General features: G+C 54.6%; 22 protein-coding genes. 11 read left to right on the top strand and 11 right to left on the bottom strand.

Translation table 11 applies throughout. The annotated features are described in order from the left end of the window. Positions 1–50: 50 nt before the first annotated feature. From glnA to TLL_RS08080, 4 genes are all read right to left on the bottom strand, one after another. Entirely contained in the window at positions 51–1,466 is a 1,416-nt protein-coding gene (gene glnA, locus TLL_RS08065) for a type I glutamate--ammonia ligase (RefSeq protein WP_011057427.1), read from the bottom strand. A gap of 84 nt (positions 1,467–1,550) precedes the next feature. Then, the gene (locus tag TLL_RS08070) at positions 1,551–1,973 is read right to left on the bottom strand and encodes a DUF2085 domain-containing protein (RefSeq protein WP_231833753.1); all 423 of its coding nucleotides are present in this window, start codon (positions 1,971–1,973) and stop codon (positions 1,551–1,553) included. Between the two features lie 276 nt (positions 1,974–2,249). Beyond that, positions 2,250–3,608, bottom strand: coding sequence for a glycosyltransferase family 4 protein (locus TLL_RS08075; protein WP_011057429.1), 1,359 nt, complete (start codon positions 3,606–3,608; stop codon positions 2,250–2,252). A gap of 59 nt (positions 3,609–3,667) precedes the next feature. Continuing rightward, the gene (locus TLL_RS08080; protein ID WP_011057430.1) at positions 3,668–4,744 is read right to left on the bottom strand and encodes a glycosyltransferase family 4 protein; all 1,077 of its coding nucleotides are present in this window, start codon (positions 4,742–4,744) and stop codon (positions 3,668–3,670) included. Positions 4,745–5,088: 344 nt separating this feature from the next. Between TLL_RS08080 and TLL_RS08085 the strand changes: the two genes are divergently transcribed. The 4 genes from TLL_RS08085 to TLL_RS08100 are packed head-to-tail and all read left to right on the top strand — an operon-like array spanning position 5,089 to position 7,614. Then, on the top strand, positions 5,089–5,958 hold the full coding sequence (locus tag TLL_RS08085) for a branched-chain amino acid ABC transporter permease (RefSeq protein ID WP_011057431.1): 870 nt from the start codon (positions 5,089–5,091) through the stop codon (positions 5,956–5,958). Further along, entirely contained in the window at positions 5,942–6,493 is a 552-nt protein-coding gene (gene rfaE2 / locus TLL_RS08090) for a D-glycero-beta-D-manno-heptose 1-phosphate adenylyltransferase (RefSeq protein WP_011057432.1), read from the top strand. Before TLL_RS08085 ends, rfaE2 begins: the two co-directional genes overlap by 17 nt. After that, positions 6,469–7,176: a GUN4 domain-containing protein gene (locus tag TLL_RS08095; RefSeq protein ID WP_011057433.1), complete on the top strand. Its 708-nt coding sequence runs from the start codon at positions 6,469–6,471 to the stop codon at positions 7,174–7,176. The genes rfaE2 and TLL_RS08095 overlap by 25 nt, the downstream gene beginning before the upstream one ends. A gap of 42 nt (positions 7,177–7,218) precedes the next feature. Continuing rightward, positions 7,219–7,614 (top strand): hypothetical protein, encoded by a 396-nt coding sequence (locus TLL_RS08100; protein ID WP_164920903.1) that lies wholly within the window; start codon positions 7,219–7,221, stop codon positions 7,612–7,614. A 62-nt stretch (positions 7,615–7,676) separates the two neighbouring features. Here the strand turns inward: TLL_RS08100 and TLL_RS08105 are convergent, their stop codons facing one another. Beyond that, positions 7,677–7,979: a carbon dioxide-concentrating mechanism protein CcmK gene (locus tag TLL_RS08105; RefSeq protein WP_164921175.1), complete on the bottom strand. Its 303-nt coding sequence runs from the start codon at positions 7,977–7,979 to the stop codon at positions 7,677–7,679. Positions 7,980–8,075: 96 nt separating this feature from the next. Between TLL_RS08105 and cofH the strand changes: the two genes are divergently transcribed. The 4 genes from cofH to leuB are packed head-to-tail and all read left to right on the top strand — an operon-like array spanning position 8,076 to position 13,007. Next, positions 8,076–9,257: a 7,8-didemethyl-8-hydroxy-5-deazariboflavin synthase subunit CofH gene (gene cofH, locus TLL_RS08110; RefSeq protein ID WP_011057436.1), complete on the top strand. Its 1,182-nt coding sequence runs from the start codon at positions 8,076–8,078 to the stop codon at positions 9,255–9,257. Continuing rightward, positions 9,254–10,888 carry a DUF3352 domain-containing protein gene (locus TLL_RS08115; RefSeq protein ID WP_011057437.1) on the top strand — a complete coding sequence of 545 codons (1,635 nt, stop codon included), beginning with the start codon at positions 9,254–9,256 and terminating at the stop codon, positions 10,886–10,888. The genes cofH and TLL_RS08115 overlap by 4 nt, the downstream gene beginning before the upstream one ends. A gap of 46 nt (positions 10,889–10,934) precedes the next feature. Next, complete coding sequence (locus tag TLL_RS08120; RefSeq protein ID WP_011057438.1) at positions 10,935–11,864, top strand: pentapeptide repeat-containing protein; 930 nt, start codon at positions 10,935–10,937, stop codon at positions 11,862–11,864. A gap of 57 nt (positions 11,865–11,921) precedes the next feature. After that, positions 11,922–13,007, top strand: coding sequence for a 3-isopropylmalate dehydrogenase (gene leuB / locus TLL_RS08125; protein WP_011057439.1), 1,086 nt, complete (start codon positions 11,922–11,924; stop codon positions 13,005–13,007). Between the two features lie 533 nt (positions 13,008–13,540). Here the strand turns inward: leuB and cydB are convergent. From cydB to TLL_RS08145, 4 genes are all read right to left on the bottom strand, one after another. Next, complete coding sequence (cydB, locus tag TLL_RS08130; RefSeq protein ID WP_011057440.1) at positions 13,541–14,554, bottom strand: cytochrome d ubiquinol oxidase subunit II; 1,014 nt, start codon at positions 14,552–14,554, stop codon at positions 13,541–13,543. Positions 14,555–14,576: 22 nt separating this feature from the next. Then, entirely contained in the window at positions 14,577–16,022 is a 1,446-nt protein-coding gene (locus TLL_RS08135; protein WP_011057441.1) for a cytochrome ubiquinol oxidase subunit I, read from the bottom strand. A 258-nt stretch (positions 16,023–16,280) separates the two neighbouring features. Continuing rightward, on the bottom strand, positions 16,281–19,142 hold the full coding sequence (gcvP, locus tag TLL_RS08140; protein ID WP_231833754.1) for an aminomethyl-transferring glycine dehydrogenase: 2,862 nt from the start codon (positions 19,140–19,142) through the stop codon (positions 16,281–16,283). 36 nt (positions 19,143–19,178) lie between these two features. Then, positions 19,179–19,817, bottom strand: a complete 639-nt coding sequence (locus TLL_RS08145) for a class I SAM-dependent methyltransferase (protein ID WP_011057443.1) — start codon at positions 19,815–19,817, stop codon at positions 19,179–19,181. 148 nt (positions 19,818–19,965) lie between these two features. Between TLL_RS08145 and TLL_RS08150 the strand changes: the two genes are divergently transcribed. From TLL_RS08150 to ctpA, 3 genes are all read left to right on the top strand, one after another. Then, positions 19,966–21,426 (top strand): TolC family protein, encoded by a 1,461-nt coding sequence (locus TLL_RS08150; RefSeq protein WP_164920904.1) that lies wholly within the window; start codon positions 19,966–19,968, stop codon positions 21,424–21,426. Beyond that, positions 21,426–22,289, top strand: coding sequence for a tRNA pseudouridine(55) synthase TruB (truB, locus tag TLL_RS08155; RefSeq protein WP_011057445.1), 864 nt, complete (start codon positions 21,426–21,428; stop codon positions 22,287–22,289). The genes TLL_RS08150 and truB overlap by 1 nt, the downstream gene beginning before the upstream one ends. A gap of 65 nt (positions 22,290–22,354) precedes the next feature. Then, positions 22,355–23,593: a carboxyl-terminal processing protease CtpA gene (gene ctpA, locus TLL_RS08160; RefSeq protein ID WP_011057446.1), complete on the top strand. Its 1,239-nt coding sequence runs from the start codon at positions 22,355–22,357 to the stop codon at positions 23,591–23,593. Here ctpA and gor read toward each other — a convergent pair. Continuing rightward, positions 23,580–24,965 (bottom strand): glutathione-disulfide reductase, encoded by a 1,386-nt coding sequence (gene gor / locus TLL_RS08165; protein ID WP_011057447.1) that lies wholly within the window; start codon positions 24,963–24,965, stop codon positions 23,580–23,582. The two genes, ctpA and gor, sit on opposite strands and share 14 nt — an antisense overlap. Positions 24,966–25,026: 61 nt before the next feature. Beyond that, positions 25,027–25,308, bottom strand: coding sequence for a transcriptional coactivator PipX (gene pipX, locus TLL_RS08170; protein WP_011057448.1), 282 nt, complete (start codon positions 25,306–25,308; stop codon positions 25,027–25,029). Positions 25,309–25,445: the final 137 nt, after the last annotated feature.

The following is a 25,445-nucleotide window of genomic DNA, read 5'->3' on the forward strand; positions in this document are numbered from 1 at the left end:
TGCCTTGAAGTGCTATGTCGCTAAATGCAGGTCCCTAGCAGTTTATTTCCCTAGGCATCAAAGTAGAGGGCAAATTCATAGGGGTGAGGACGCAGTGACATGGGAATGACTTCTGTGTCCAGCTTGTACTGAATCCAGTTGAGGATAAAGTCTTCGCTAAAGACACCCCCCGCTGTGAGGAAGCTATGATCCTTTTGCAGGTTTTCCAAAGCCGCCATCAGCGAACCAGGAGTCGAGGGAATCTTGGCCAGTTCTTCAGGGCTGAGGTCGTAAATATCGACATCAAGGGGGCTACCGGGATCAATTTGATTCTTAATGCCATCAATGCCAGCGCACAGCATCGCCGCAAAGGCAAGGTAGGGGTTACTGGTGGCATCGGGACAGCGGAACTCTAGGCGCTTCGCTTTGGGATTGGGACCCGTGAGGGGAATCCGCACAGAGGCGGAGCGGTTGCCTTGGGAATAGGCAAGGTTCACGGGGGCCTCAAAGCCGGGAACCAGTCGTTTGTAGGAGTTCGTTGTTGGGTTGGTAAACGCCAATAGCGCTGGAGCGTGCTTGAGGATACCACCTATATACCAGAGGGCAATCTGGCTCAAATTGGCGTAGCCGTCTCCCCAGAACAGGGGCTGGCCATCTTTCCAAATCGACTGGTGGGTGTGCATCCCTGAACCGTTGTCGTTGAAAACCGGCTTGGGCATAAAGGTGGCCACTTTACCGTGCTTGCGGGCAACATTCTTGACGCAGTACTTATAGGTCATTAGCCAGTCAGCAGCTTGAACGAGGGTGCCAAAGCGGAAACCCAACTCGCACTGACCGGCGGTGGCCACTTCGTGGTGATGCTTTTCAATGGGCACGCCGCACTTGGCCATCGTCAAGAGCATTTCTGTGCGCAGGTCTTGCAGCGTGTCTGTGGGGGCAACGGGGAAGTAACCCTCTTTACCACGGATTTTGTAGCCAAGGTTGCCCCCTTCTTCTTCGCGGCCACTGTTCCAAACACCTTCAATACTATCAATGTAGTAGTAGCCAGACTTTTGGTTTTGGTCGTAGCGAACGTCATCGAAAACAAAGAACTCAGCTTCGGGGCCAAAGTAAGCTGTATCGCCAATGCCTGTTGCTTTTAGGTACTCAATGGCACGGGTGGCAATGGAGCGCGGGCAGCGATCGTAGAGTTCGCCGGTGCGTGGATCTTTGATGGTGCAAATCAGGCTAAGGGTGGGTTCTTTCATGAAGGGGTCTTCCCACGCGGTATTTGGATCCGGCACCATTACCATGTCGGATTCGTTGATGGCTTTCCAACCACGAATACTTGAGCCGTCGAAGGGCACACCCTCAGTAAATGAGCTTTCACTGATTTGGCTTTTGTGAACCGTGAGGTGTTGCCACGTACCGGGCATGTCAGTAAATTTCAAGTCGATGAGCTCGTACTTGCTGTCGATCAAATTCAAGATTTCTTGGGGTGTTGCCATGTATAGGTTACTCCTTCTGTATTGGGCGCACCGCAGCGACAATCTATGGTAGAAAGTGACCCCAAGAGTTTTTTGTATCAAGGACTACAAAACCTTGTTATTGCTGTTGTAGCTGGAGGGAATGGAGGGAATAAGGTCCTGTTTGGGATACAGCAGGGGCATGATCAGGAGTCCTAAGCCCAATCCAGCGATCGCCCCAAAGGGAAAGACAATCCAATTGGAATAGCCCCAAATGCCGTAGTGTTGTAGTGCCCACTCTAGGGGGTAAAACAGCATGAACACCACCGCCACGAAAAAGCCCCCCAGACCATATTGCGGTAGCCAGTACCACTCCCGACCAGTCCTAGAACGCTGAATCCACCAGCGCGTTAGGAGAACTCCAGCAAGGGTGCCGTAGCAGCGCATACACACGGCCATTTTCCAAGGGGGGGCCACCATTAACCCCATTTCCGGTTGCGGACACACATGATCCCCCATGGTGTAGATGATCTGAGCAATTTTAGGCAAAAAAAGAAAATTGCTGGCGGTCAAGAAAGGGGCAAATAGGGGGCCTAGAATGAGTGCCGCCAGAATAACATCAGGCCATAGAGGAGAAAGCGATCGCCACCGCACCATTGGATTTCAGAAATGATACAAAACGATAAACAATCCCCTAAAATTTAACAAATTCTTCACCGCAAGGGCAATTAACAGTCGGGCAGAGCGCACAGATAGACGCGACCGTTCCCGCGGATATGCTGCTTGATCTTGTCTTTAGACACTCTGCCCCTGAGTTTAAGCTCCTTAGGAGGCTAGGGCCGCTTTGGTCACCGCTGCCAGTGAGGCGGTGTTCTTAACCATCTCTAAGCGAGGGGAGTTCCCCATGAGGGAGGCAGCAAAGAGTTGACGGTAGAGTTGCCCCATCTGAAGGGCGATCGCCTCCCAGTTGAAAAGGGCTTGCACCCGCTCGCGACCATTTTTGCCAAGGGTACGCGCCCACGCTGGATCAGCCAAGATGCGTTGAATGGCATTGGCCAAGGCGTTGGCATCCTGAGGCGGCACCAGTAAGCCTGTTTCCTCGGGAATGACTGTGAATTGCAGCCCCCCCACAGCGGAAGCAATCACCGGCGTTCCACAGGCCATCGCTTCAATGGCCACCAAGCCAAAGGGTTCATAGTAGCTGGGCACAACGCAGACATTGGCTGCACTGTAGTACACCGCCAGGTACTCGTGGTCAATTTGGCCCACAAAGGTCACGCGATCGCCCAAGTTGTACTCCTGAACTAATCCTTCAATGCGCCGCCGTTCAGCACCATCGCTGCGCTGCGGATCACTACCTCCCACCAGCAGGAGCTGACCTTGGGGGATTTGAGCCATGGCCGCCACGAGGGTTTCGATCCCTTTGCGGCGATCAAAGCGACCCACATAGAGAACAATCGGCTCATCGGCCGGTAAATTCAGTTGGGCACGGGCATCGGCCACTGGGTAAAAGAGCTTCAAATTTGTTCCACAGGGAATCAGGCGTGTTTGCCCTGCCTTGGAGACCCAGCGCCGCAGATAGGCTTCCTCTTGGGGGCTAGTCACAATCACACAGTCGGCATTTTCAAGGATTGCTTTTTCGACCATGAGGCGGGTTTCATCCCGTTGGGCTTGCTCTGAAGCCACTTGATATTTGACAACCCCCAAGGAGTGGTAGGTGTGCAGCCATTGGAAATTGAACTGCTGACGCAACTGCCAACCCACCCAGCCGGAGAGCCAGTAATTGGTGTGGATCAGCGGATAGCCGTACTTGGCATGGTAGGCCTTAAAGGCTTCGACAAACTTGGGTAGGGTCTCAAAGAGCTTTTCCCGAGGAATATAGGTCAGCGGGCCTGCTTGTAGGCGAATGGTGCGACAGTGGGGGCTGTGCTCAATCACATCGGGGTCATTGGGATCAGTTTTGCGGGTAAACATATCCACGTGCCAGCCAGCTGCCGCTAGGGCTTCCCCCAATTGTCGGACATAGATATTTTGACCACCGGCGGATTCATGGCCGACATCAGCGGCGGGATCCCCATGAACAGAAATCAAGGCAATGGGTTGACGGGCAGGCACCTGGGGCTGGGGCATGGCAAAGGCCCGGGGAAGTGTATTTTTTGCTGTACGGGTTGATAATGCTTGCATAAATACACCTTTTGAATAACGGTCAAAGAAAGACTTTTGCAAAGGGGTTAGGGGTACACCTAACTGGCCATTAGTTCAATTGTTCCCCTACGATGTCCATTATGAACAAAGGTATTGGCGAGAACGGTATCATAGACTGCTTCATACTCGCTCACCATCCGCTCGACACTGAAGCGCTGCCAAACGTAGTCTCGACAGGCCATGCGATCCAGTTGCGGCACTTGGGCAACGGCAGCAACACAGTCTTCGACGGAGTGACAGAGGAAACCGGTTTTACCATGCTCAATGACTTCGGGGGCTGCTCCCTTGGCGATCGCCACCACTGGCGTACCGGCTGCCATGGATTCAATCATGACTAGGCCAAAGGGTTCTTGCCACGTAATCGGAAAGAGCATGGCGATCGCCCCCCCCAGGAGGGCATTCTTCGTCGGATGATCCGCCTCGCCAATGAACTGGATAAATTCACCATCAATGTGGGGTTCAATTAATTCCTTGAAGTAGTCGCGATCGACCCGGTCCACTTTACCTGCCATCCGCAGCGGAATACCCACCCGCTTAGCAATTTCAATGGCATGGTGAGGGCCTTTTTCGGGGGAGAGCCGTCCCAAGAAGGCCAGATAGGGGGGATCGCTGGGCTGGGGATAGAAGTGATGGGTTTCCACGGCAATGGCGTTATAAACCGTGGCAATGTAGTTCAACTCCCGCAGTTGCCGCTGGGAATGGGAAATACTGACGTAGTTTTGATTGCGATATTGGCTGAAAATGCGCTCGTTGTCCGCCGTAAAGCGACCATGGAGGGTGTGAACAACGGGTGTTTTCACTAGACTGGTGTAGGGTAAAGCCGTATAGCCCACATGGGAATGGATGACATCAAATTCATTGGCGCGACTAAAGACTTCTCCCAGTTGAAGAGCCTCATAGACGGCATATTCCTGCACATTAGGATCAAGGCGAATGGCGTGGGGATAGGTAGAAACTAATTTGGCTTGGGTCATTGAATCACCACTGGCAAACAGTGTGACCTCGTGCCCCCGCTTGACTAATTCTTCCGTGAGCAGACTCACCACCAACTCCACACCCCCGTAGGCTGGCGGCGGTACCCGTTCCCACAGGGGGGCGACTTGAGCAATGCGCATATAAGCCTCCTCGAACAATACGGTTGGTCACCGATGCCTTGATGCTAATCGCGCGATTGACTCAGCAGCATGGCTGCCTCAACGGTACGCAATCTCACTGAAAAAGACCAAGGGGGTAAATCCCTACCTGAAACTTCGGGAATCCGTACTATTATTTGTTATTATCGCTACATTTTGTCAATTTAAGACGTGATAAAATTTATTGCTTAACTTTTGAATTTTCTGAGGCAAGAGCACTTTTGTTAATCAGAGAAAAAAGGATCGTGAAAACGTTCCTCCGATCGCTATTCTATGAACAGGCGCTGTCCATTTCGCACTTCCTAAAATTTTAGTCGCAATTGTTCATGGATATTCAACTGATTCAACTTTTCGTTAATGGCTTGGCGGTGGGGAGTATTATTGCCCTTGCAGCCGTGGGTTTAACGCTCACCTTTGGCATTTTGCGCCTGCCCAACTTTGCCCATGGTGATTTCATGACGGCGGGAGCCTACCTGACGTTGGTGGCCAATGCAACAGGACTGAATATTTGGCTCTCAATGGCGATTGGGGGCTTGGGGACGGCCGGGTTGATGCTCCTAAGTGAGAAGCTCCTGTGGCAGCCGATGCGCGATCGCCGCGCAACCTCAACAACTCTGATTATTATTTCCATCGGTCTGTCATTCCTGCTGCGCAATGCTGTGATCCTCATTTGGGGCAGTGAAAACCAAACCTATCGGCTACCCGTCATCCCTGCCCTTGATGTTGGCGGGGTGAAAATTATTTACTCGAAGGTGATTGTAATGATTTTGGCGGTGGTAGCGATCGCCACTGTGCATTTGATCCTCCAACGCACCAAGGTAGGCAAGGCCATGCGAGCCGTAGCTGATGATCTCGACTTGGCGCGGGTTTCCGGGATTGATGTCGAGTGGGTGGTGCTGTGCACTTGGCTTTTGGCAGGGGTACTCACAGGGGTGGCGGGGGGTCTCTATGGCCTGATTACCGCTGTGCGGCCAACGATGGGTTGGTTTTTGATCTTGCCCCTCTTTGCCAGTGTGATTCTGGGTGGCATTGGTAACCCCTACGGGGCGATCGCCGGCGCCCTGATCATTGGTGTTGCCCAAGAGATGAGTACACGGATGATCCCTGCTGAATACAAGCTGGCTGTTGCCCTAGGGATGATGATGGCAGTGCTTTTAGTGCGCCCCCAAGGGCTATTTCGTGGCACCCTCAGCTAGTGTTCCTAGGAGAAGGAGAAGTCCCCTGAACCTTTACACCCTTGAAACCCTTGTTGCTGCCATCAATGCTGCGCCTCAAGATTGGCGCCCTTTGGTATTGACCAATGGCTGTTTTGACCTGATCCACGCTGGTCATGTGCGCTATCTAGGGGCAGCCCGTGCCCTGGGCAAACGCTTGGTGGTGGGCTTAAATAGCGATCGCTCGGTGGCCGCCCTCAAGCCAAAACGGCCAATTATTCCCGAAGGGCAGCGGGCAGAGGTGCTGGCTAGTTTACGATCAGTAGATGCGGTGGTGCTATTTAGCGATCGCACTGCCACGACCCTGATCGAGGTTCTCCAACCGGAGATCTACGTCAAGGGGGGCGATTACCAACTGGAGACCCTACCAGAAGCAGCGGCTGTACAGCGCTATGGTGGCCGCATTGAATTCATTCAAGTAGAGGTTCCCAGTTCAACAACGGCGATCGTCCAACGCATTCTAGAGTTGCATGGGGAGGAGTCACCGGGCGCATGGTCACCACAGAACCAGCCTTAGCCGATTTACAGGAGCAGTTGTACAACGGCAACGAAAAATCCCAACTGGCCGCCATGAGCACCCTCAGTACGGCAGGCACTGAAGGTTATCACCTCCTACAGGAGTTCCTCAAAGACAGTGCCACCTTTTCCCCCCCACCCGCCCCTTGGATTCGTGGTCAAGCCTATCGTCTCCTATTCCACAGCCCAGAAGCCTCTGTTCAAGCCTTTTTACAACAACACTATCCCCAAGGGGTGATTCCGCTGCGCTCCGATCGCGGGGTGGACTATCAAGAACTGGCTAAACTTCTGGTGGCCGAAAAATTTGAAGCGGCTGATCGCCTGACGACGCAAAAACTCTGTGAACTAGCCGGGCCCCTAGCTCAAAAACGCCGCTGGCTTTACTTCACGGAGGTGGAGCAGTTGCCGATCCCGGATTTGCAAACCATTGATCAGTTGTGGCTGGCCTTTTCCCTAGGCCGCTTTGGTTATTCAGTACAGCGGCAACTGTGGCTGGGTTGTGGTCAAAACTGGGATCGGCTTTGGGAGAAAATTGGCTGGCGGCAGGGTAAGCGTTGGCCGCGCTATCCCAATGAATTTATCTGGGATTTGAGTGCTCCCCGCGGACATTTACCCCTGACCAATCAGCTGCGGGGCGTACAGGTGCTCAATGCTCTCCTTAATCATCCTGCCTGGACCGCCTAGAATAGGGGTAGCAATCGTCGCAGTAGTGGCAAGGTGGCAAGCATGAAAAAGAATATTCAGCGATTGATGGTGGCGATCGCCCTTGCGGTAGGCATCAGTGGCGCAACCCTTCCCCCCCAAGTTGTGGCTCAAACCAGTGGCGGACTACTGACCGCTGAGCAAATGAAAAAACTCAATCTCAGTGTTGAGCAAAAACAGGCGGTACTACGGTTGACACTGCGCACCAACGATCGCATCCTCCAGATCCTGGATCGCAACCAACAGCGCATCTTTCGCAATGCCATCAAACAGGGGAAATCCACCGGTGAAGCGATGAACTTGGTTGCCCTGCGCCCCGATCAAAAAACACAGTTGTCGAAAGTAATGCAGGATACCCGTGTTGAAATGCTGACAATTCTCACCCCCGAACAGGTAAAGCAACTGCAAGCATCCCAGTGAATGCCAGGGAATGAGAGGGCGTTAAGTGCATCGACGAGGGCTGCGGATGGGCGATAACCAACTCAAAGCAGAAAATCCTCAGGTGGCTGGTGAGGAACACCAATGGGCAGGACCTGTTCCAGATTGCCATCGGGACGGGCAATAATCTGGTAAGAGATCACCGCTTGGCCACTCAGCGATCGCGCTGCTCCGACCGCCGCCTTCACGTCCGCCACCTCTCCCCGGATCACCACTGTCCAGTAGCCTGCACCAATCCCCTCACAACTGACAAGGGTGACCTGAGCGGCTTTCACCAATGTATCGGCTACAGCAAGGGCTGCCGGGTACCCTAAGACCTGCACCATGCCCACCGCTTCTACTGCCATCGCCATTCCCCCTTCCACGTTTCCCATATTTTAGAAAAGGACTGTGATTAAGCTACAAAAATGGTGCCCTAGTTTGCCAAAGCTGGAGGCTGTCCCATGCAGACCATAGCGGCGATCGCCAAGCTAGAGGAGATTTTGACCAACAATGGTATTTCTGCCCAACAAGCCTTAGCCCTTTTGACCACCGCCCTTCCCTTAGCGACAACCAGCGATCCTCAAGAGCCATTGCCCCCACTACTCAGGGCACTGCAAACTGCGAGCGATCGCCTGCGCCAGCAACAGGTGGGAGACACTGTCACCTACGTCATTAACCGCAACATCAACTTCACGAATATCTGTGAGCAACACTGCGCCTTTTGTGCCTTTCGTCGCGATGCCACCGCTAGCGATGCCTACTGGCTCAACATTGAAACGATACTGAGCAAGGTGGCTGAGGCAGTTGCCCAAGGGGCTACAGAAATCTGTATGCAGGGGGGACTCAATCCGGCCGCCAAGGAAGGCGGCTCCAGTTTGCGCTACTACCAATTCCTAGTGCGGGAAATTAAAACAGCCTTTCCCCAGATCCATCTCCATGCCTTTTCGCCCCAAGAAATTCAATTCATTGCCCGTGAGGATGGCTGCTCCTATGCCCAAGTGATTGCCGCCCTCCATGAAGTTGGGGTAGACTCCATGCCCGGCACCGCTGCGGAAGTGTTGGTGGATGCCGTGCGTTCAAAAATCTGCCCTGAAAAAATTCGCACCGCCACTTGGCTTGAGATTGTGGAGACGGCCCATCGTTTGGGGGTGTGGACGACCAGTACGATGCTCTGCGGCCATATTGAAACCCCAGCGGATCAGATGGCTCACCTGCAACACCTACAGCAACTTCAACAAAAGGCTTTGGAACATGACTATCCCGCCCGTATCACCGAGTTTATCCTGCTGCCCTATGTTGGGGAACTTGCCCCCAAAGCAATGCGACAATGGGTAGGACACCACCAACCACGGTTATTACCCACGTTGGTGCTAACGGCAGTGGCGCGGCTCTTTTTGGGGCAGTGGATTGTCAACCATCAGCCCAGTTGGGTCAAACTAGGCCTTAGGGGGGCAACAATGGCTCTCAACTGGGGGTGCAATGATCTAGGGGGGACCTTGATGGAAGAACACATTACATCAGTGGCTGGAGCACAGGGGGGTACAGGGGTTAGCCCAGAGGATCTTGTGGCAGCCATTCACTCCTTGGGTCGAACGCCGCAGCAGCGGACAACTCTTTACAATCCCGTTGGAGAAAGGCAATGACGACCCAATCGCAGCCTTCTGTGGGCTCTCGCCCTCAAGTTCGCCCTTGGTTGGTGGGTGGTGTCGCCCTGGTCATTGTAGGGACCGCCACTGCTGCCGGGGTTTTCCTATGGCAACGCTTCAGTCAACGTCCGATCGCCCCCGGAATGGCGATCGCCCCCAATAATGCCCTATTGACCCTTACCTTACCCACGGATCCCCAACCTTGGGAAGCCCTTGCCCAAACTGGCCTGTTACGCGCCCAACCATGGTTGAACCCCACCTATGATCCTCTCTCGCCCGAGGGAGTGAATCTGGCCCAACTGGATTACCTCAAAGACGTGCGTCCCTTTATTGGCGATCGCGCCACCCTTGTGCTGCTGCCCATTACTCCGGAATCGGTAAAGGAATCGCCCGTGCCGCCCTACATTTGGGTTGTGCCAACGCTGAATGTACCGATGGGGGAGCAACTTCTGCAAAGTGTGATTGGCGACCCGATCACAGAAATCAAGGAGGTGAAAATTTTTAGGGCCAAGGGGATTCTCCCTGACCCCCATAGTGGCGCGATCGCCCTCCTCAAGCATCAAGACCAAGCCTACATCCTCTGGAGTCAGCACCAGAGCGCCCTGCAACAAGTCATTGCCACCGCCCAAGCCAACAACGGCATTGCCAGTCAGCCCACCTATCAACGGGCAATCAAAGGCTTATCCGATCACCGCCCCCTGGTGGAACTCTACGTGAACTTGCCCACCTTTTTAGCCAGTCAGATGGCTGCTCCTGAGGGAAGTCTACCTGAGCCGCCACGGGAACTGCAAGGGATCGTGCTCACCGCCGATATGACTCCTGAGCAAATTGAAGTGGAGGCGGTGACTTGGCGCCCTGAGCAGAATCAAGCCTTGGTCCGTGAAGGTCAAAGCCGTGAACTCAGCCGTCTTGTCCCTGAAACAACCCTTGCCTTTTACGCTACAGGCTCCTTCAAGAATTTATGGCAGAATACCCCCGCCTCCGTCAAAGAAACGATCGCCAGCACCGTTAAAGATCTCACTGGCCTCGATTGGCAACAGGCTTTTGTGCCTTGGATGGATGGCGAATTTGCGGCTGCCTTTGTGCCCCTTCCCGCCTTGGGAAATGTCCCTAGCTTACTCTTTCTCGCTCAGACCAGCGATCGCCCCCAAGCCAGCCAAACCCTTAGCCAACTCGATACCCAAATTCGCGATCGCCTGCGGTGGCAAGTGCAACAAACCGCAACAGACCCCCAACCCCTCACGACTTGGCGCCTTCCCCCAGGTTTGCCTGTGGGGCAGCATGGCTGGCTCAATGACCAGATCCTCTTTTTGGGACTCGGTCCTCTGATGGATATGAGTCGCCGACCTGAACGCTCCCTTGCCGACTCTCCCCTTTACCGTGCGGTACTTCCCCAGCCCAAGGACACACAGTTTTACCTGAATTTGAGTAACCTGCAGTCATTGCAAAATAACTTACTCTTGCCCGAACTGGCCCCTCAAGTGGCGCGATCGCTCCAACCCTTTGCTGCCTTAGGCATCACCAGTCATGTGCGAGATAATCAGTTTACCCACTACATTGCTCGAATTCGCCTCAAACCCACTTCCATCCCCGTAAGTTCAGCGAAAAGGGGGGAAACGCTAAACTAGACCGACTAGACCCAGAGCTGCTACTTAAGGACGCGACTCAACTACTGTGGAGCCTGATGTCTTACTGAAACGATATAGCGTCGGCGATCGCGACTTTGCCGGCATACACTTGCGCCGTGCTCATCTGAGTCGATGTATTCTAACGGGCATTGATCTTTCCCGTGCCGACCTCACCGATGCTGCCCTCCAGAGCACAAATCTGCAAAGGGCCGATTTGCGGGGAGCCATTCTGACTGGCGCCAATCTCAGTCAAGCGGATTTACGGGGGGCTGATCTGCGGGGTGTGATTTTAGTGAGTGCCGATCTACGTTGGGTATCGCTGCGCAAAGCCAACCTGACAGGGGCGGATCTGACCCGTGCCAACCTTGCCAATGCCGATCTCAGTGAGGCCAATCTCACCGGTGCCCAACTGAGTGAAGCAATTGTGCGGGATGCCAACTTGACGCTCACAGATCTGACCCTTGCCGAACTTGAACGTGCCAACCTCACCCGTGCCAACTTAACTGAAGCCTACCTGCGAGGGGCTGATCTCACGGATGCCGTCTTGCGGGAAAGTCAACTGCTACAGGCCAATTTACGGGGTGCCAATCTCAGTGCCACCAATTTGCAGCAGGCCAATCTAGAGCGGGCGATTTTGATCGGAGCGAATTTGCGTCGGGCTCGCCTTGAGGAAGCCAATCTCCGCGAAGTGGCCTTCAAAGAAGCCAATTTACGCCATGCCTGTTTGGATAAAGCCAATCTTGTTGGAGCGGATTTGCGGGGGGTGAGCCTGGCTCAAGCACTGCTGCGGGGAGCTAATCTCAGCTCTGCCATTCTCATTGGCGCCAACTTGATGGGTGCCAATCTCAGCGGTGCTGATCTGCGGGGAGCCAATCTCATTGAGGCGATTCTCACCGGTGCCAGCCTCAATGGTGTTGATCTGAGCGCCGTGGATATGAGCGAGGCAATCTTACCGGATGGCTATCTCTCCCCATAGCCCCAAGGGAAGACCACTGCTGGTGTAGATTAGAAGATCGGTGATTTTGAGACAGGCATGGCAACCACGTATCGCATTGCTGTTTTGGCGGGGGATGGTATTGGCCCAGAAATTACGGCCGTTGCCCTTGATGTATTGCGGGCGATCGCCCCTCGCTTTGGGTTGGACTTTGACTTTGTTCCCGCCCTTGTGGGGGGCTGCGCCATTGATGCTGTGGGGGAACCCTTGCCAGCAGCAACGCTAGCCACCTGTCGTCAGAGTGATGCCGTGCTCCTAGCTGCCATTGGCGGAACGCAGTGGGATAGCCTACCCCGTCATCTGCGCCCGGAAACCGGATTACTTGCCCTGCGGTCTGGTCTAGGTTTATTTGCCAACCTACGCCCCGCCAAAATCTTTCCCCAGCTTCTCCATGCCTCCTCCCTCAAGCCGGAAGTGATTGCCGGTGTGGATCTCATGGTGGTGCGCGAACTGACGGGTGGCATTTACTTTGGTCAACCGCGCGGTATTTTCACCACTGAAACGGGTGAGCAGCGGGGGGTGAATACGATGGCCTATACCGCCACGGAAATTGATCGCATTGGCCGTGTTGCCTTTGAAACCGCTCGCAAACGGCAGGGCAAACTCTGCTCCGTGGATAAGGCCAATGTCCTTGAAGTCTCCCAACTGTGGCGCGATCGCCTGACCGCCCTCAGTGCTGAGTACCCGGATGTGGAACTGACGCACCTTTATGTGGACAATGCAGCAATGCAACTGGTGCGCGCCCCGAAACAGTTTGACACGATTGTGACCAGTAACCTCTTTGGTGATATCCTCTCCGATATTGCCGCCATGCTCACCGGTAGTATTGGCATGCTTCCCTCCGCCAGCCTAGGGGAATCGGGGCCAGCTCTGTTTGAACCGGTTCATGGCTCTGCCCCCGACATTGCCGGCCAAGACAAGGCCAACCCCCTCGCCATGGTGCTCAGTGCGGCAATGATGCTGCGTTATGGTCTGAACCAACCAGCGGCAGCGCAAGCGATCGAAGAGGCCATTACTGCCGTTTTAGATCAGGGCTACCGCACCGGCGATTTAATGTCTGAGGGCTGCACGCTTGTGGGCTGTCGCGAAATGGGCAACCTCCTAATCAAGGAATTGTCCCGATAAACTAGTTTTGATCCAGTTTGAAACTCGCCATTAGACTAGATAACATTTCACCACAGGGAGCATCGGTGTGTCTCTGCTCGGCTTTTAGGAGCCTTTAGCTCTCGGTGACCTGAATGTGAAATTGTCAAAGCTGGAGAGACCGGTCTTTTTAGGCTATTTCCGTCTTTTGTGATTATTCCATTTATAGTCATTCCAATAAAGAATGAGACACTACCCAGCACAATAATTGCGAATCACCTGATCAGTAGAACCGTTTGGCCCTACATACATCCGCCCTGACTTCAGCCCACTCAAGTCCTGCTCAATCTGTTCAAATTAGGAGAGTAAATTAGGAGAGTAACACCTCATGACCCGCTGCTTTGATACTGTCTGAATCACCCCTTTCGGATGAATCGGTGTATGATCCGTCCTCCACGGCAAAGGTTTCTCTAACGCTGGCAAACAATACTCCCTCAGCCAGCTCACAAACGCGAACGCATTCAAATACCCGGAAAACAGCATCGGCTGTTTTGATCTCTATTACCTGCCAAGACCTAGGCCACGACTTTGCCCCGGAACACCAAATAATTGTAGAGATTGTAGGCCAGCATAATCGGAATTAAGAAAGCCACAAAAATCAACATAAAGACTTGGGCACTAGGAGATGCTGAAGCTTCGTAAATGGTGACACTGGGAGGAATAATGTTGGGAAAAATCACAAACCCCAAACCAATAAATGAGAGGAGAAACAGGAGAAACGTCCAGACGAGGGGCATGACTTCTTCCCGTTTTTGTAAACTACGCAGCAATAGAAAGATAAGCAACACCCCCAGCAGTGGAATAGCCGCAAAAATGTAGAACAGAGGGGGCTGAAACAGTTGAGCACGCAGTTGCTCATGGAAGATGGGGGCAGTAATCGTGATTAAAACGGCACCGATAAACGTCGTCCAAGCAGCAATTGTGGCGGTGCGATAGTGGGTTTGCTGCAACTCACCTGTGGTTTTGTAAATCAGATAGGTTGACCCAATCAGCACATAGCCCTGAATCAGCGTCAGTGCCACCAACAGGGAGTGCCATGTCAACCAATCCCATATGCCGCCGGCAAAGTGACCCGCAGCATCCACTTTGATGCCCTCAAACACGGTGCCCACCGCAAAACCCTGCCCCAAGGCCGCTAGGAAACTGCCAATGCCAAAGGCAAGGTTCCACACCCGTTTATTATTGGCATTTTCGCGAAACTCAAAGGAGACTGCCCGCAAAATCAACCCCACGACCATAATCACTGCCGGCAGGTAAAGCGCGTTGAGGATGGTGGCATAGGCCAAGGGGAAGGCGCCAAATAGGGATCCGCCCATCAGCACTAGCCATGTCTCATTGGCATCCCAGACATTGCCAAGGCTAGTCATGAGGATATTGCGGCGCCGTTCATTGCTACTGGTGAGGGAGAGAATGCCAATACCAAGGTCAAAGCCATCCAGCAGAATGTAGAGAAAGAGGAATAGACCAAGGATAAAAAACCACACCTGAGGCAGAAAGTGCTCTAGGGGGGCAAGGGGACTGGGTTCCATGGGTATTGCTATTTCCTTATTGCTAAATGTCTAGGGGACGGCGATCGGGTTGGTGTTGGGCCAATTTGATGCGAATTTCCAGTTCTTCCGCATTGGCTTGGCCGGGTATTGGTAAAGCAACGTTGGGGCCTTTTTGGATGATGCGACTGCCAAAGAAAAGAGCTGCAAAGAAGAAAATTGTGTAGAGGGCAACCAAGCCGCTGAGGGAAAAGAGCACCACTTGGGGGGGTAAATCGGAAGCGGCTTCAGCCGTTCGCAACTGACCATAGACAATCCAGGGTTGACGCCCGACACAGCGCACAATCCAGCCCGCTTCAACTGCAAGGTACCCCAAGGGCCCCGCAAAAATCCAGCCCCACCAGAGCCACTGGTAATTGCGCAGGCGATCGCCCTCAAGACCCGTGCGCCACCAAACAAAAATCGTGACAATTGCCAGGGCAGCGAGGTACAGACCAATGGCCACCATCAGTCGAAAGGAATAGTAAATCAGGCCAACCAGATGGGGGCGATCGCTGGGTGCCCACTCCTTCAAGCCAAGAATGGGGGTGTCTAGCTTGGGCCGCAGTGCCAGTAGGTAGCTCAACAGAGCAGGGATTTTCACTTCAAAGGTATTGGTTTCTGCCGCCTCGTTGGGTAAGGCAATTACACTCCAGTCTGCGGGGGTACCCGCTGGCACAGTTTCCCAGAGGGCTTCCATGGCGGCTAGCTTGGCCGGTTGGTAGTGATAGACCTGCTCAGCACTCAGGTGGCCGACAAAGACCTGTAGGGGGGCAATCACCAAGGCCATGACCAACACCACCTTTAGGGATTTGGTAAAGAAATTGGGTAGGCGGTTTTGCAGCAAATACCAAGCACTAATGCCACCAATCACAAAAAGGGACGTTTCAAGGGTGGCAAAGAACATGTGGGCAAAGCTCTTGACCATGAAGGGGTTGGCGATCGCCTGGAAGTAGTCTTGAACGCGGAATTTACCCTCGACAAACACGCCCCCTGTAGGAGTCTGGAGCCATGAGTTGGCCGAGAGAATCCAGAAGGTGGAGAGGTTGGCACCAAAGGCAACACAAATGGTCGAAATCCAGTGCATCACCGGCGGTACCCGTTGCCAGCCAAAAATCATAATGCCCAAGAAGCTGGCTTCTAGCATGAAGGCCATGGTGGCCTCAAAGCCCAAAAGGGTACCAAAGAAATCCCCCACGGATTCAGAGAAGGGAGCCCAGTTTAGGCCAAACTGAAAGGCCATTGGTAACCCCGAAGCCACGCCAATGCCAAAGTTGAGGATATATAGCTTTGACCAAAAGCGAGCATGGTGATAGTAGGTCAGGTTCTTGGTTTTCAGCCACAGCCCCTCGATGACTACGAGGTAAATACTCATGCCCGTCGTCAAGACCGGCCAAAGCATATGGAAAATGGCCGTGAGGGCAAACTGCCAACGGGAAAGTACAACGGTGTCGAGGCTCTCCAATGCCATAGAACCACCCAGAGGTTGACCTGCCTTACTTTTAGCAATTCCTTTTTGGCTTGGACAAGGCAAATCGGCAACTTTCGCAAAAATTTTAGCTTTGCTTAAGACTCTAGGCTTTTGACTTTCTCCCCACACCTAAAGGTCGGGGATTCTTTCCACTGCCCGACGCTAAAACGCTGGACCTGACACCTAATACCTCCGTGAGAGGGTATACGTATCCCCCTGTCTGAACTCAGGGACATGTACCACCCTCTCAGGCTCTCCCTAGTTGGTCAGGGGCATTGAGCAGGTACAAACGAGGTGGCGATCGCCATAGGCATTGTCAATACGGGCTACCGCTGGCCAGAATTTGTACTCCCGCAGCCAGGGGGCAGGGTAGGCGGCCACCTCCCGCGAATAGGGGTAGGGCCATGGCTCTGTGGCCAGCATCAGTGCTGGATGGGGGGCATTTTTCAGGGGGTTTTGCTGGCGATCGCTGACCCCGGCCTCAATTTCAGCAATTTCTGAACGAATGGCAATCATCGCCTCACAGAAGCGATCCAATTCCGCCTTGGTTTCACTCTCTGTGGGTTCAATCATCAGCGTGCCGGGCACTGGCCAAGAGACAGTGGGAGCATGGAAGCCGTAGTCCATCAACCGCTTGGCAATATCCTCCACCTCAATCCCCGCTGATTTTTTCAGGGGACGCAGATCGAGAATGCACTCGTGGGCCACCAAGCCGTGGGCACCCTTGTAGAGAACGGGATAGTAGGGTTCAAGGCGTTTGGCAATGTAGTTGGCGTTGAGGATGGCGATCGCCGTGGCCCGGGTCAGCCCCACCCCCCCCATCAGGGTGATATACATCCATGAAATCGGCAAAATACTGGCACTGCCCCAAGGTGCGGCGGTCACAGGGCCAGTTTCTGACCCCTGGGGAATCACCTGCGTCGTTGGCAAAAAGGGAGCTAAATGGGCCTTGACTCCGATGGGCCCCACCCCCGGCCCACCCCCACCGTGGGGAATACAAAAGGTTTTGTGGAGGTTGAGATGGCAAACATCAGCACCAAAGTCCCCCGGACGGCACAGCCCCACTTGGGCATTCATATTCGCACCATCCATATAAACTTGCCCACCGTAGCGATGGATGATGTCGCAGATTTGGCAAATTCCCGTTTCAAAGACGCCATGGGTGGAGGGATAGGTGATCATCAAGGCCGCCAGGCGATCGCCATAGGTCTCAGCCTTGGCCGCCAGATCCGCCACATCAATGTTGCCTTGGGCATCGCAATTCACAGCCACGACTTGCATGCCAGCCATCACGGCACTGGCGGGGTTGGTGCCATGGGCAGAGGTGGGAATGAGACAGACATTGCGCTGACTTTCGCCGCGGCTGTGGTGGTACTGACGAATCACCAAGAGTCCCGCATACTCCCCTTGGGAGCCAGCATTGGGTTGCAGGGAAATGGCATCAAAGCCCGTAATTTCCGCCAGCATGGCCGCCAGTTCCCGAAAGAGCGCCTGGTATCCCTGAGCCTGTTCTTGGGGAGCAAAGGGATGGAGCTGATTGAATTCTGGCCAACTGATGGGCAGCATTTCAGCTGTGGCATTCAGCTTCATCGTGCAGGAGCCAAGGGGAATCATTGAGGTGGTGAGGGAGAGATCCTTGGCCTGAAGGCGATGAATGTAGCGCAGCAGCGCGTGTTCGCTGTGGTAGTCCTGAAAGACCGGGTGCTGGAGATAAGGGGATTGACGTTTCAGGGCGGCGGGCAGGCGATCGCCCCCCTCAACTTCAGCAGGACGGGCGCCAAAGAGGGCCAGTAAATCCGCTACATCTTTCTCAGTGGTGGTCTCATCGAGGCTGATACCCGCACTGCCATCGTCAAAGTAGCGCAGGTTGATGCGGGCTGCCGCTGCCCGCTCCTTGAGCACAGGCACGGGCAAGTTCCCCAAGCCAATGCGTAGGGTGTCAAAAAATTCAGAATAGTAGAGTTGATAGCCTGCCGCTTCTAAACCTGCTGCCAGTCTCACCGTCCGTTGATGAATGCGCTCAGCAATTTGCCGCAGCCCATCGGGCCCATGATAGACGGCATACATACTGGCTACCACTGCCAGCAGGACTTGGGCAGTGCAAATGTTACTGGTAGCCTTTTCACGACGGATGTGCTGCTCACGGGTTTGCAGGGCAAGGCGCAATGCCCTTTGCCCCAAGGCATCGTGGGAAACCCCCACTAGGCGCCCTGGCAACTGCCGCTTAAAGTCTTCACGGGTGGCAAAGAAGGCGGCATGGGGACCCCCATAGCCCAAGGGCACCCCAAAGCGCTGCGAACTACCCACGGCAATATCTGCCCCCAATTCCCCCGGCGGCCTCAACAGGGTCAAGGCCAGCAAATCCGTGGCTACGGTCACCAGAAGTCCCCGTTCATGGGCAGCGGCAATCAGGGCTTGGGGCGATCGCACCGCGCCATCGCTAGCGGGATATTGCAGGAGGAGGCCAAAGGCATTCTCCCAGGGCAATTCCCCAGCGATCGGGTCAATGGGCACAATCTGGATGCCAAGGGGTAGGGCACGGGTACGCAGAACGGCAAGGGTTTGGGGATGGCAATCCTGGGCCACCAGGAAGCGGTTGGCGCCCCTTTGACGGCAGGCATTGAAGCTCAGGGTCATGGCTTCGGCGGCAGCCGTGGCTTCATCGAGGAGGGAGGCATTGGCAATGGCCAGGCCCGTCAGATCGCTCACCAGGGTTTGAAAGTTAAGGAGGGCTTCCAGGCGTCCTTGGGCAATTTCCGCTTGGTAGGGGGTGTACTGGGTGTACCAGCCGGGGTTTTCAAGAATGTTGCGCTGAATGACGGAGGGTGTAATGCAGTTGTAGTAGCCCATGCCGATATAGCTGCGCCAAACTTGGTTTTGCTGGGCAAGGGTGCGTAATTTTTGCAGGGCTGCCGTTTCACTCAGACCCTCGCTAAGGGCAAGAGGGCGTTGCAAACGAATCTCCGGCGGAATGACGGCATTGATGAGTTCCTTGAGGCTGCCATATCCCAACAGGCTCAACATCTTCGGTAGATCGCTGGGCGTAATACCAATGTGCCGCGCTACAAATTCGGCATCGGTCTCTAAGTTGATCTCTAGTTGGGGCGGTGAACTGACCATCACTATCGCACTCGTGTTGCAAGTCGTTCATATATCTTAATCGTTTGCGCAGGGTTTGCGGCCATGGAGAACCTGTAAACTGCGTCCTAGGTGGTAAGTCTGCCGCTCCACAGTAAAGCCCTGTAGCCGTAGCTGCTCAGCTAAGTCCGTTTGCAGCAGTTGCCAAGCCGTTTCCGTTTCAAAGAGCCAGAAAAAGAGGGCAATCCCCGGCCAAAGGAGGGGCACTTGGGGACGGTGAAAATCAATGAGGGCAAACCAGCCACCGGGCTTAAGAATCCGCCACACTTCCGCCAAGATAGCATCCCGTTGAGCTGCGGTCATTTCGTGGAGCGCCATGCTGGTGTGTACCAGATCAAAGGTGGCATCGGCAAAGGGCATCTTCTCAGCAAAGGCCTGTACGTAGGTGGCTTGGGGTACCCGCTCTCGGGCACGGGCGATCGCCTTTGGGGCGGCATCCAACCCTGTAACCTGATCAAAGGCCTGAGTTAAGGCTTGAGTGACAATGCCGTGGGCACAGCACAGATCTAAAACCACGGCGGTGCGGGGTAAATTCAAGTCTTGCCAGGCAAGGCGATGCAGGCGATCGCTCCCCCCAACTGCTATTGCGGCAAGGGCGCTAATTGTGTCGTACAGCCAAGGAGATTGATAGCTCCAAGTGCGTAGGATGGTTGCCACAGTGCTGGATCAAGCCTTGAATGGCCTGGGGTTTGAACCAATTGAGTGCTAGTGTACCGCGCTTTTGGGGAACGATTCCTTGGAAAAGGACTGTTATAGTCTTATGTGGTAGCGAGAATCCCGAATTATAACGGTGTTGGGAGTGAGCATGGGTCAACAATTCATCTGCCAACAAATCTGCCAACAAAGCAGTTTGCTCCTGGGAAGTCTGGCCAGTGTTTGGATTGCGCTGGCGGCGGGGGCGATCGCCCAACCCAATCCTAGGGCAACAGATCTCTTGCCCCTCAATCCCAATCCCGATCCCCTCTATCTCCCCAGTCGTCCCGATCAAGTGAAAATTGATTTGGATCGCCCCATTACCCTCAACGAAGCGATTGAACTCGCCCGGCGCAATAATCGCCAACTGCAAATCATTGAGGCGCAACTCCAACAAAGTCGGGCCGTGCTGCGCCAAGCGAAGGCTGCTCTTTATCCCAGTATTTCCCTACAATTGGGGATGAGTCGCACGGATTCAGCGGCGATTCGCCTGCAAAATGCCCAACTGCCGCCGCCGCTGCGGCTAAATTCCACCAGCAACACGTGGACCAGCACCGTGCAACTGGGCTACAACCTCTTCACCTCTGGCCAGCGGGATGCCAGTATTAAAGCGGCCCAGGAACAGCTGCGCAATGCCGAGCTGGATCTACAGCGGCAATTGGAACAACTGCGTCAGGAGGTTACCAATGCCTACTACAACATCCAAGAGGCGGAAGCGCTGGTACGCATTGGCGAAGCGGCAGTGCAAAACTCGCAAATTAGCCTGCGGGATGCGATCGCCCGCGAACGCGCTGGCTTAGGCACACAATTTGACGTCCTTACAGCACGGGTGCAACTGGCCAATAACCAGCAGCAATTGGTGCAAGCCCAAAGCCAACTGCAAACGGCTCAACGCCAACTGGCACAGGTGCTCAGCCTCAATGACAAGGCGAATGTGCGCGCTGCTGACCCAATTCGGGTGGTGGGGCAATGGCAGCTTTCCCTGGAGGAGAGTATTGCCTTGGCCTTTCGAAATCGTGTGGAATTGGAACAACAACTGACGCAACGGAATGCGGCACTACAGCAACGACGGGTTGCCCTGGCAAACCTCGGCCCGCAGTTGGTGGCAGGGGGGAGTTTTAACACCCTTGATAGCCTCACCGATGGGGTCGGGCCCCGTTGGGGATATACTGTGGGTGGTCAACTGAACCTCACCCTCTTTGATGGAGGAGTCTCCCGTGCCAGTGCCGCCCAGCAGGAAAGCGCTGCTGCGATCGCTGAAGCCCAGTATGCCGCCTTTCGCAACTTAATTCGCTTCCAAGTGGAGCAGGCCTACTATACCCTCAAATCCAGTCAGGAAAATATCCGCACCAATGAAGTGGCGGTGCGCCAAGCCAAGGAGGGGCTGCGCCTGGCCCGTCTGCGCTTCCAAGCAGGGATTGGTACCCAAGCGGAGGTGAGCAATGCCGAAACCGCTCTGATTCAAGCCCAAAGCAACCTGTTGAGTTCAACCCTTGACTACAACCGGGCGATCGCTGCCCTGCAACGCTTTGTCAGTGGGTTACCCTTGAGTCCCGCAACAACCACCCCTTGATGTTTGGTTTTTTGAATCTGAATAAACCTGCTGGCTGCACGTCCCACGACTGTATTAATGAACTGCGGCGGCGGCTGCGGCTCAAACGGATTGGCCATGGGGGCACATTGGATCCGATGGCCACAGGGGTACTGCCGATCGCCCTTGGGGCGGCAACGCGACTTTTGCCCTATCTCAGCGATCGCAAGGCCTACATTGGCACGGTGCGCTTTGGCATGAGCACCACCACCGATGACATCACAGGGGAAATTTGCCAAGAACAGGGGGCCAGTCATCTGACGCTTGCAGCCATCCAAGAACAGCTCCCGCAATTTATTGGTGAGATTGAGCAATTGCCCCCTGCCTACAGTGCGATTCAAGTGGCTGGCCAGCGGCTCTATGCCCGTGCCCGGGCGGGTGAGGTCGTCAGCGTTCCACCGCGGATCGTGACGGTGTACCGTATCGAGGTGTTGCATTGGCAACCGGGTCGTTATCCTGAACTCACCCTGCACATTACCTGTGGCAGTGGTACCTATATTCGCGCCCTTGCCCGCGATTTGGGGACTGCACTGGGGGTCGGTGGCACCCTAGCCGCCCTGCAACGGATTGAAAGTGGTGGCCTGCGGATTGAGGAGAGCCATTCCCTAGAAAGCATTGCCCCAGAACATTTACCCCTGTGCTCGCCCCAAGAGGTGCTCTCCCATCTGCCGTGGCTGGAACTCAATGCCGCACAACTCAACGACTGGTACCATGGCCGCGCCGTGATTTGTGAGGGGCTGCCGCCGGCGGACAGTTGCGTGGGCGTGACCTTTGCCACTGCCTGTGTCGGCGTTGGCATCAGTGGCGGCGATCGCCTGCATCCCAAGGTAGTGCTCAAGGAGTAGCTGTCCCTGCCTAGGGATTTTTCTAGTGCTAGCTTAAGAGAAAGAAGCAATCAGCAGGTGAAGGAATGGGGATTCGTTGGCTGCAACGTCTCATTGGTTGTTTGGTTGTCCTCGTGGGGATCTGGGGCATTTTCCCCCCTGACTCGGCGATCGCCCTGACGGAGGAACAAAAACTCTTTAATGAGGCATGGCGTATTGTTAACCAAGCCTATGTCGATCCCACCTTTAATGGTCAAAACTGGTGGCGAGTGCGCGAAAAAGCTCTAAAGCGTCCCCTGCCCGATCGCGAGGCAACCTATGCTGCCATTGAAGCAATGCTGGCCACCCTTGAGGATCCCTTCACCCGGTTCCTGCGGCCTGAGCAATTTCGCAGCCTACAAACCACCACTGCGGGTGAACTCATCGGCGTTGGCTTGCAAATTAGCACTGACCCTAAGACCGGTGTCCTTGAAGTGATTGCTCCCATTGATGGCTCCCCCGCTGCCGAAGCCGGTATTCAACCCCGCGATCGCATTCTCGCCATTGATGGCATCTCCACCAACCAGCTCAGCCTTGATGAGGCCGCCGAAAGAATGCGGGGGACAGCCGGTTCTGCGGTTCACCTATTGCTGCAGCGGGGCAATGACACCCCTCAGGAATTGATCCTGCACCGGGGACACATTGAGATTAATCCGGTGACGGCTGAGGTTCGCCAAGTGCAGGGGCACACCGTTGGCTATATTCGCCTCAGTCAGTTTAGTGCGATGGCCCCCACAGAAATGCGCAAAGCTATTCAAATCCTAGAGCAGCAGGGGGCTGAGGAGTACATTCTTGATCTGCGCAATAATCCGGGGGGACTGTTGCAGGCGGGCGTGGAAATTGCCCAATTGTGGCTGGACTCGGGGGCAATTGTCTATACCGTCGATCGCCAAGGGATTGTTGATAGCCTCAATGCCAGTGGGGGGGCTCTCACCCATGATCCCCTAGTTGTCCTGGTCAATGGTGGCACAGCCAGTGCAAGTGAAATTTTGGCCGGTGCCCTCCAGGATCATGGGCGCGCTCGCTTGGTGGGCGATCGCACCTTTGGCAAAGGCTCGATTCAGTCCCTCTTTCATCTCAGTGATGGCTCTGGCCTAGCGGTGACGATTGCCCACTACGAAACCCCCAATCACCACAACATCAACAAAGTAGGGATTGAGCCAGATCGGCGGGTGCTCGATGCTCCAGAGAGTCTCATGGCCATGGGTACCGCAGCAGATCCCCAATATCTGGCGGCTCTAGAGCTGCTCCACAGTCCCATCCAAGTGGCCACTAGCGCAGGGTAACAAACTCCTCAGCGGTGGAGGGGTGAATGCCAAGGGTGGCATCAAAGTCTTTCTTGGTGGCGCCCATTTTGAGGGCGATCGCGATCCCTTGAATAACTTCAGCCGCATTATCCCCCACCATGTGGGCCCCCAGCACCCTCTCCGTATTGTTCTCCACCACCAATTTGACGATCACCTGTTCAGGGCGCCCCGTGAGGCTGTGGTACATGGGCCGAAAGGCCGCGCGGTAGATTTTCACATTCTCTTCCCCCAATTTCGCCTTCGCTTGCGCCTCCGAAAGCCCCACAGAAGCTGCCTCCGGCTGGGAAAACACCGCCGAGGGAATATTCTCATAGCTCAAGGTGCGGGGTAGATTGCCAAATTGGGTATCGGCAAAGGCGCGTCCTTCCGCAATGGCTACGGGGGTGAGGTTGACGCGGTTGGTGCAGTCGCCCACAGCAAAAATATGCTCTTGATTGGTGCGGTAGTATTCATCCACCGCAATGGCCACAATTCCTTGGCGATTAGTTCTGAGGTGAACCCCTGCCCGATCGAGGCCTAGCCCCTGCAAATTGGGAGCGCGCCCCACCGCACACAGCACCGTATCAACTTTGGTTTCACGGGTTTGTCCCTGCTGTTCGTAGCGAATGCGGATATTACCCTTCTTAGTGAGCTTCAAGCCAGTAATGTGGCACTGGGGACGCACATCAATGCCGTGGCGAATCATTCCCCCATAGACGCCATCTTGAATGTCTTGATCAAAGCCCCGCAGGGGGCGATCGCCCCGCAGAAAGTGGATCACCTCTGTTCCTAGTCCCTGCATAATGCCGGCAAACTCAACACTAATGTAGCCACCGCCAAGGATGGCCAGGCGCTTTGGCTGTTTGGGCAACAAAAACATCTCCCGCGAGGTAATGCTGTGTTCAATTCCCGGCACATTGGGTTTAATGGCTTCGCCGCCGACGGCAATCAGGATTTTTGCTGCTGTCACCCGCCCCTGTACCTGTCCTTGGCGATCCACCAGTTCTAGGGTGTGGGGGTCAGCAAAGCGGGCAAAAAACGGTAACAGTTCAACACCTGCTTTTTCCAAATAGCTAATGTGCAGTTGACTGAGCCGATTCACCTCCTGATCCACCGCACGAATCAGGCGTTCCCAATTGAGTTTTGCCTTAACGGGGTGCCAGCCATAGCCGACAGCGTCTTCAAAGAGGTGGCTAAACTTGGAGCCATAAACCATGAGCTTTTTGGGGACACAACCCCGAATCACACAGGTGCCGCCGACTTTATCCCCTTCGGCAATGGCCACCCTAGCACCATAGGAAGCTGCCCGCTTTGAGGCCGCCAAGCCACCGGAGCCAGCACCAATCACAAACAGGTCATAGTCGTAGGTCATTCCGGGTCCCCAACACCTAGCCTCAGTTTAGCGAAGTCTATCGGATCTCTCTGAAGCAACATCACAGGAAGGCTTGCCGATGAATGGCCTCTAGGGCTTTGTACTCAGCCGTTTTGCCTAGGCGCCGCAGCGATCGCAACCGCTGTTCAATAAGCATTCGCGCATCAGTGCGACTGATGGACTCAAATTTCATCCCTCCCGGCCGGTGGCTGACAATGAAGAACAGCCGCTGGGCATACAACGTTGTAAAAAGTTGCCGATGCTCATCCAGAGGGCAGACCCCATAGAGCAAGCCAAAGGTGGGATGATTGAGATACTGCTCAGCAGTAATCGGGGGCTTCATTAGAAAGGAGAACCTACTTCGCAAAAGTGATGACAGGCCAAGACGGCAAGGGTTCAGTCGTGAGGAGGAAAAGCAAAAGAAGACCGCCTACTGTGGCTAAAATAAGTTAATTCAAGTTAATTCAGTCATTAAAACAC

Source organism: Thermosynechococcus vestitus BP-1, from assembly GCF_000011345.1.
Taxonomy (GTDB): domain Bacteria; phylum Cyanobacteriota; class Cyanobacteriia; order Thermosynechococcales; family Thermosynechococcaceae; genus Thermosynechococcus; species Thermosynechococcus vestitus.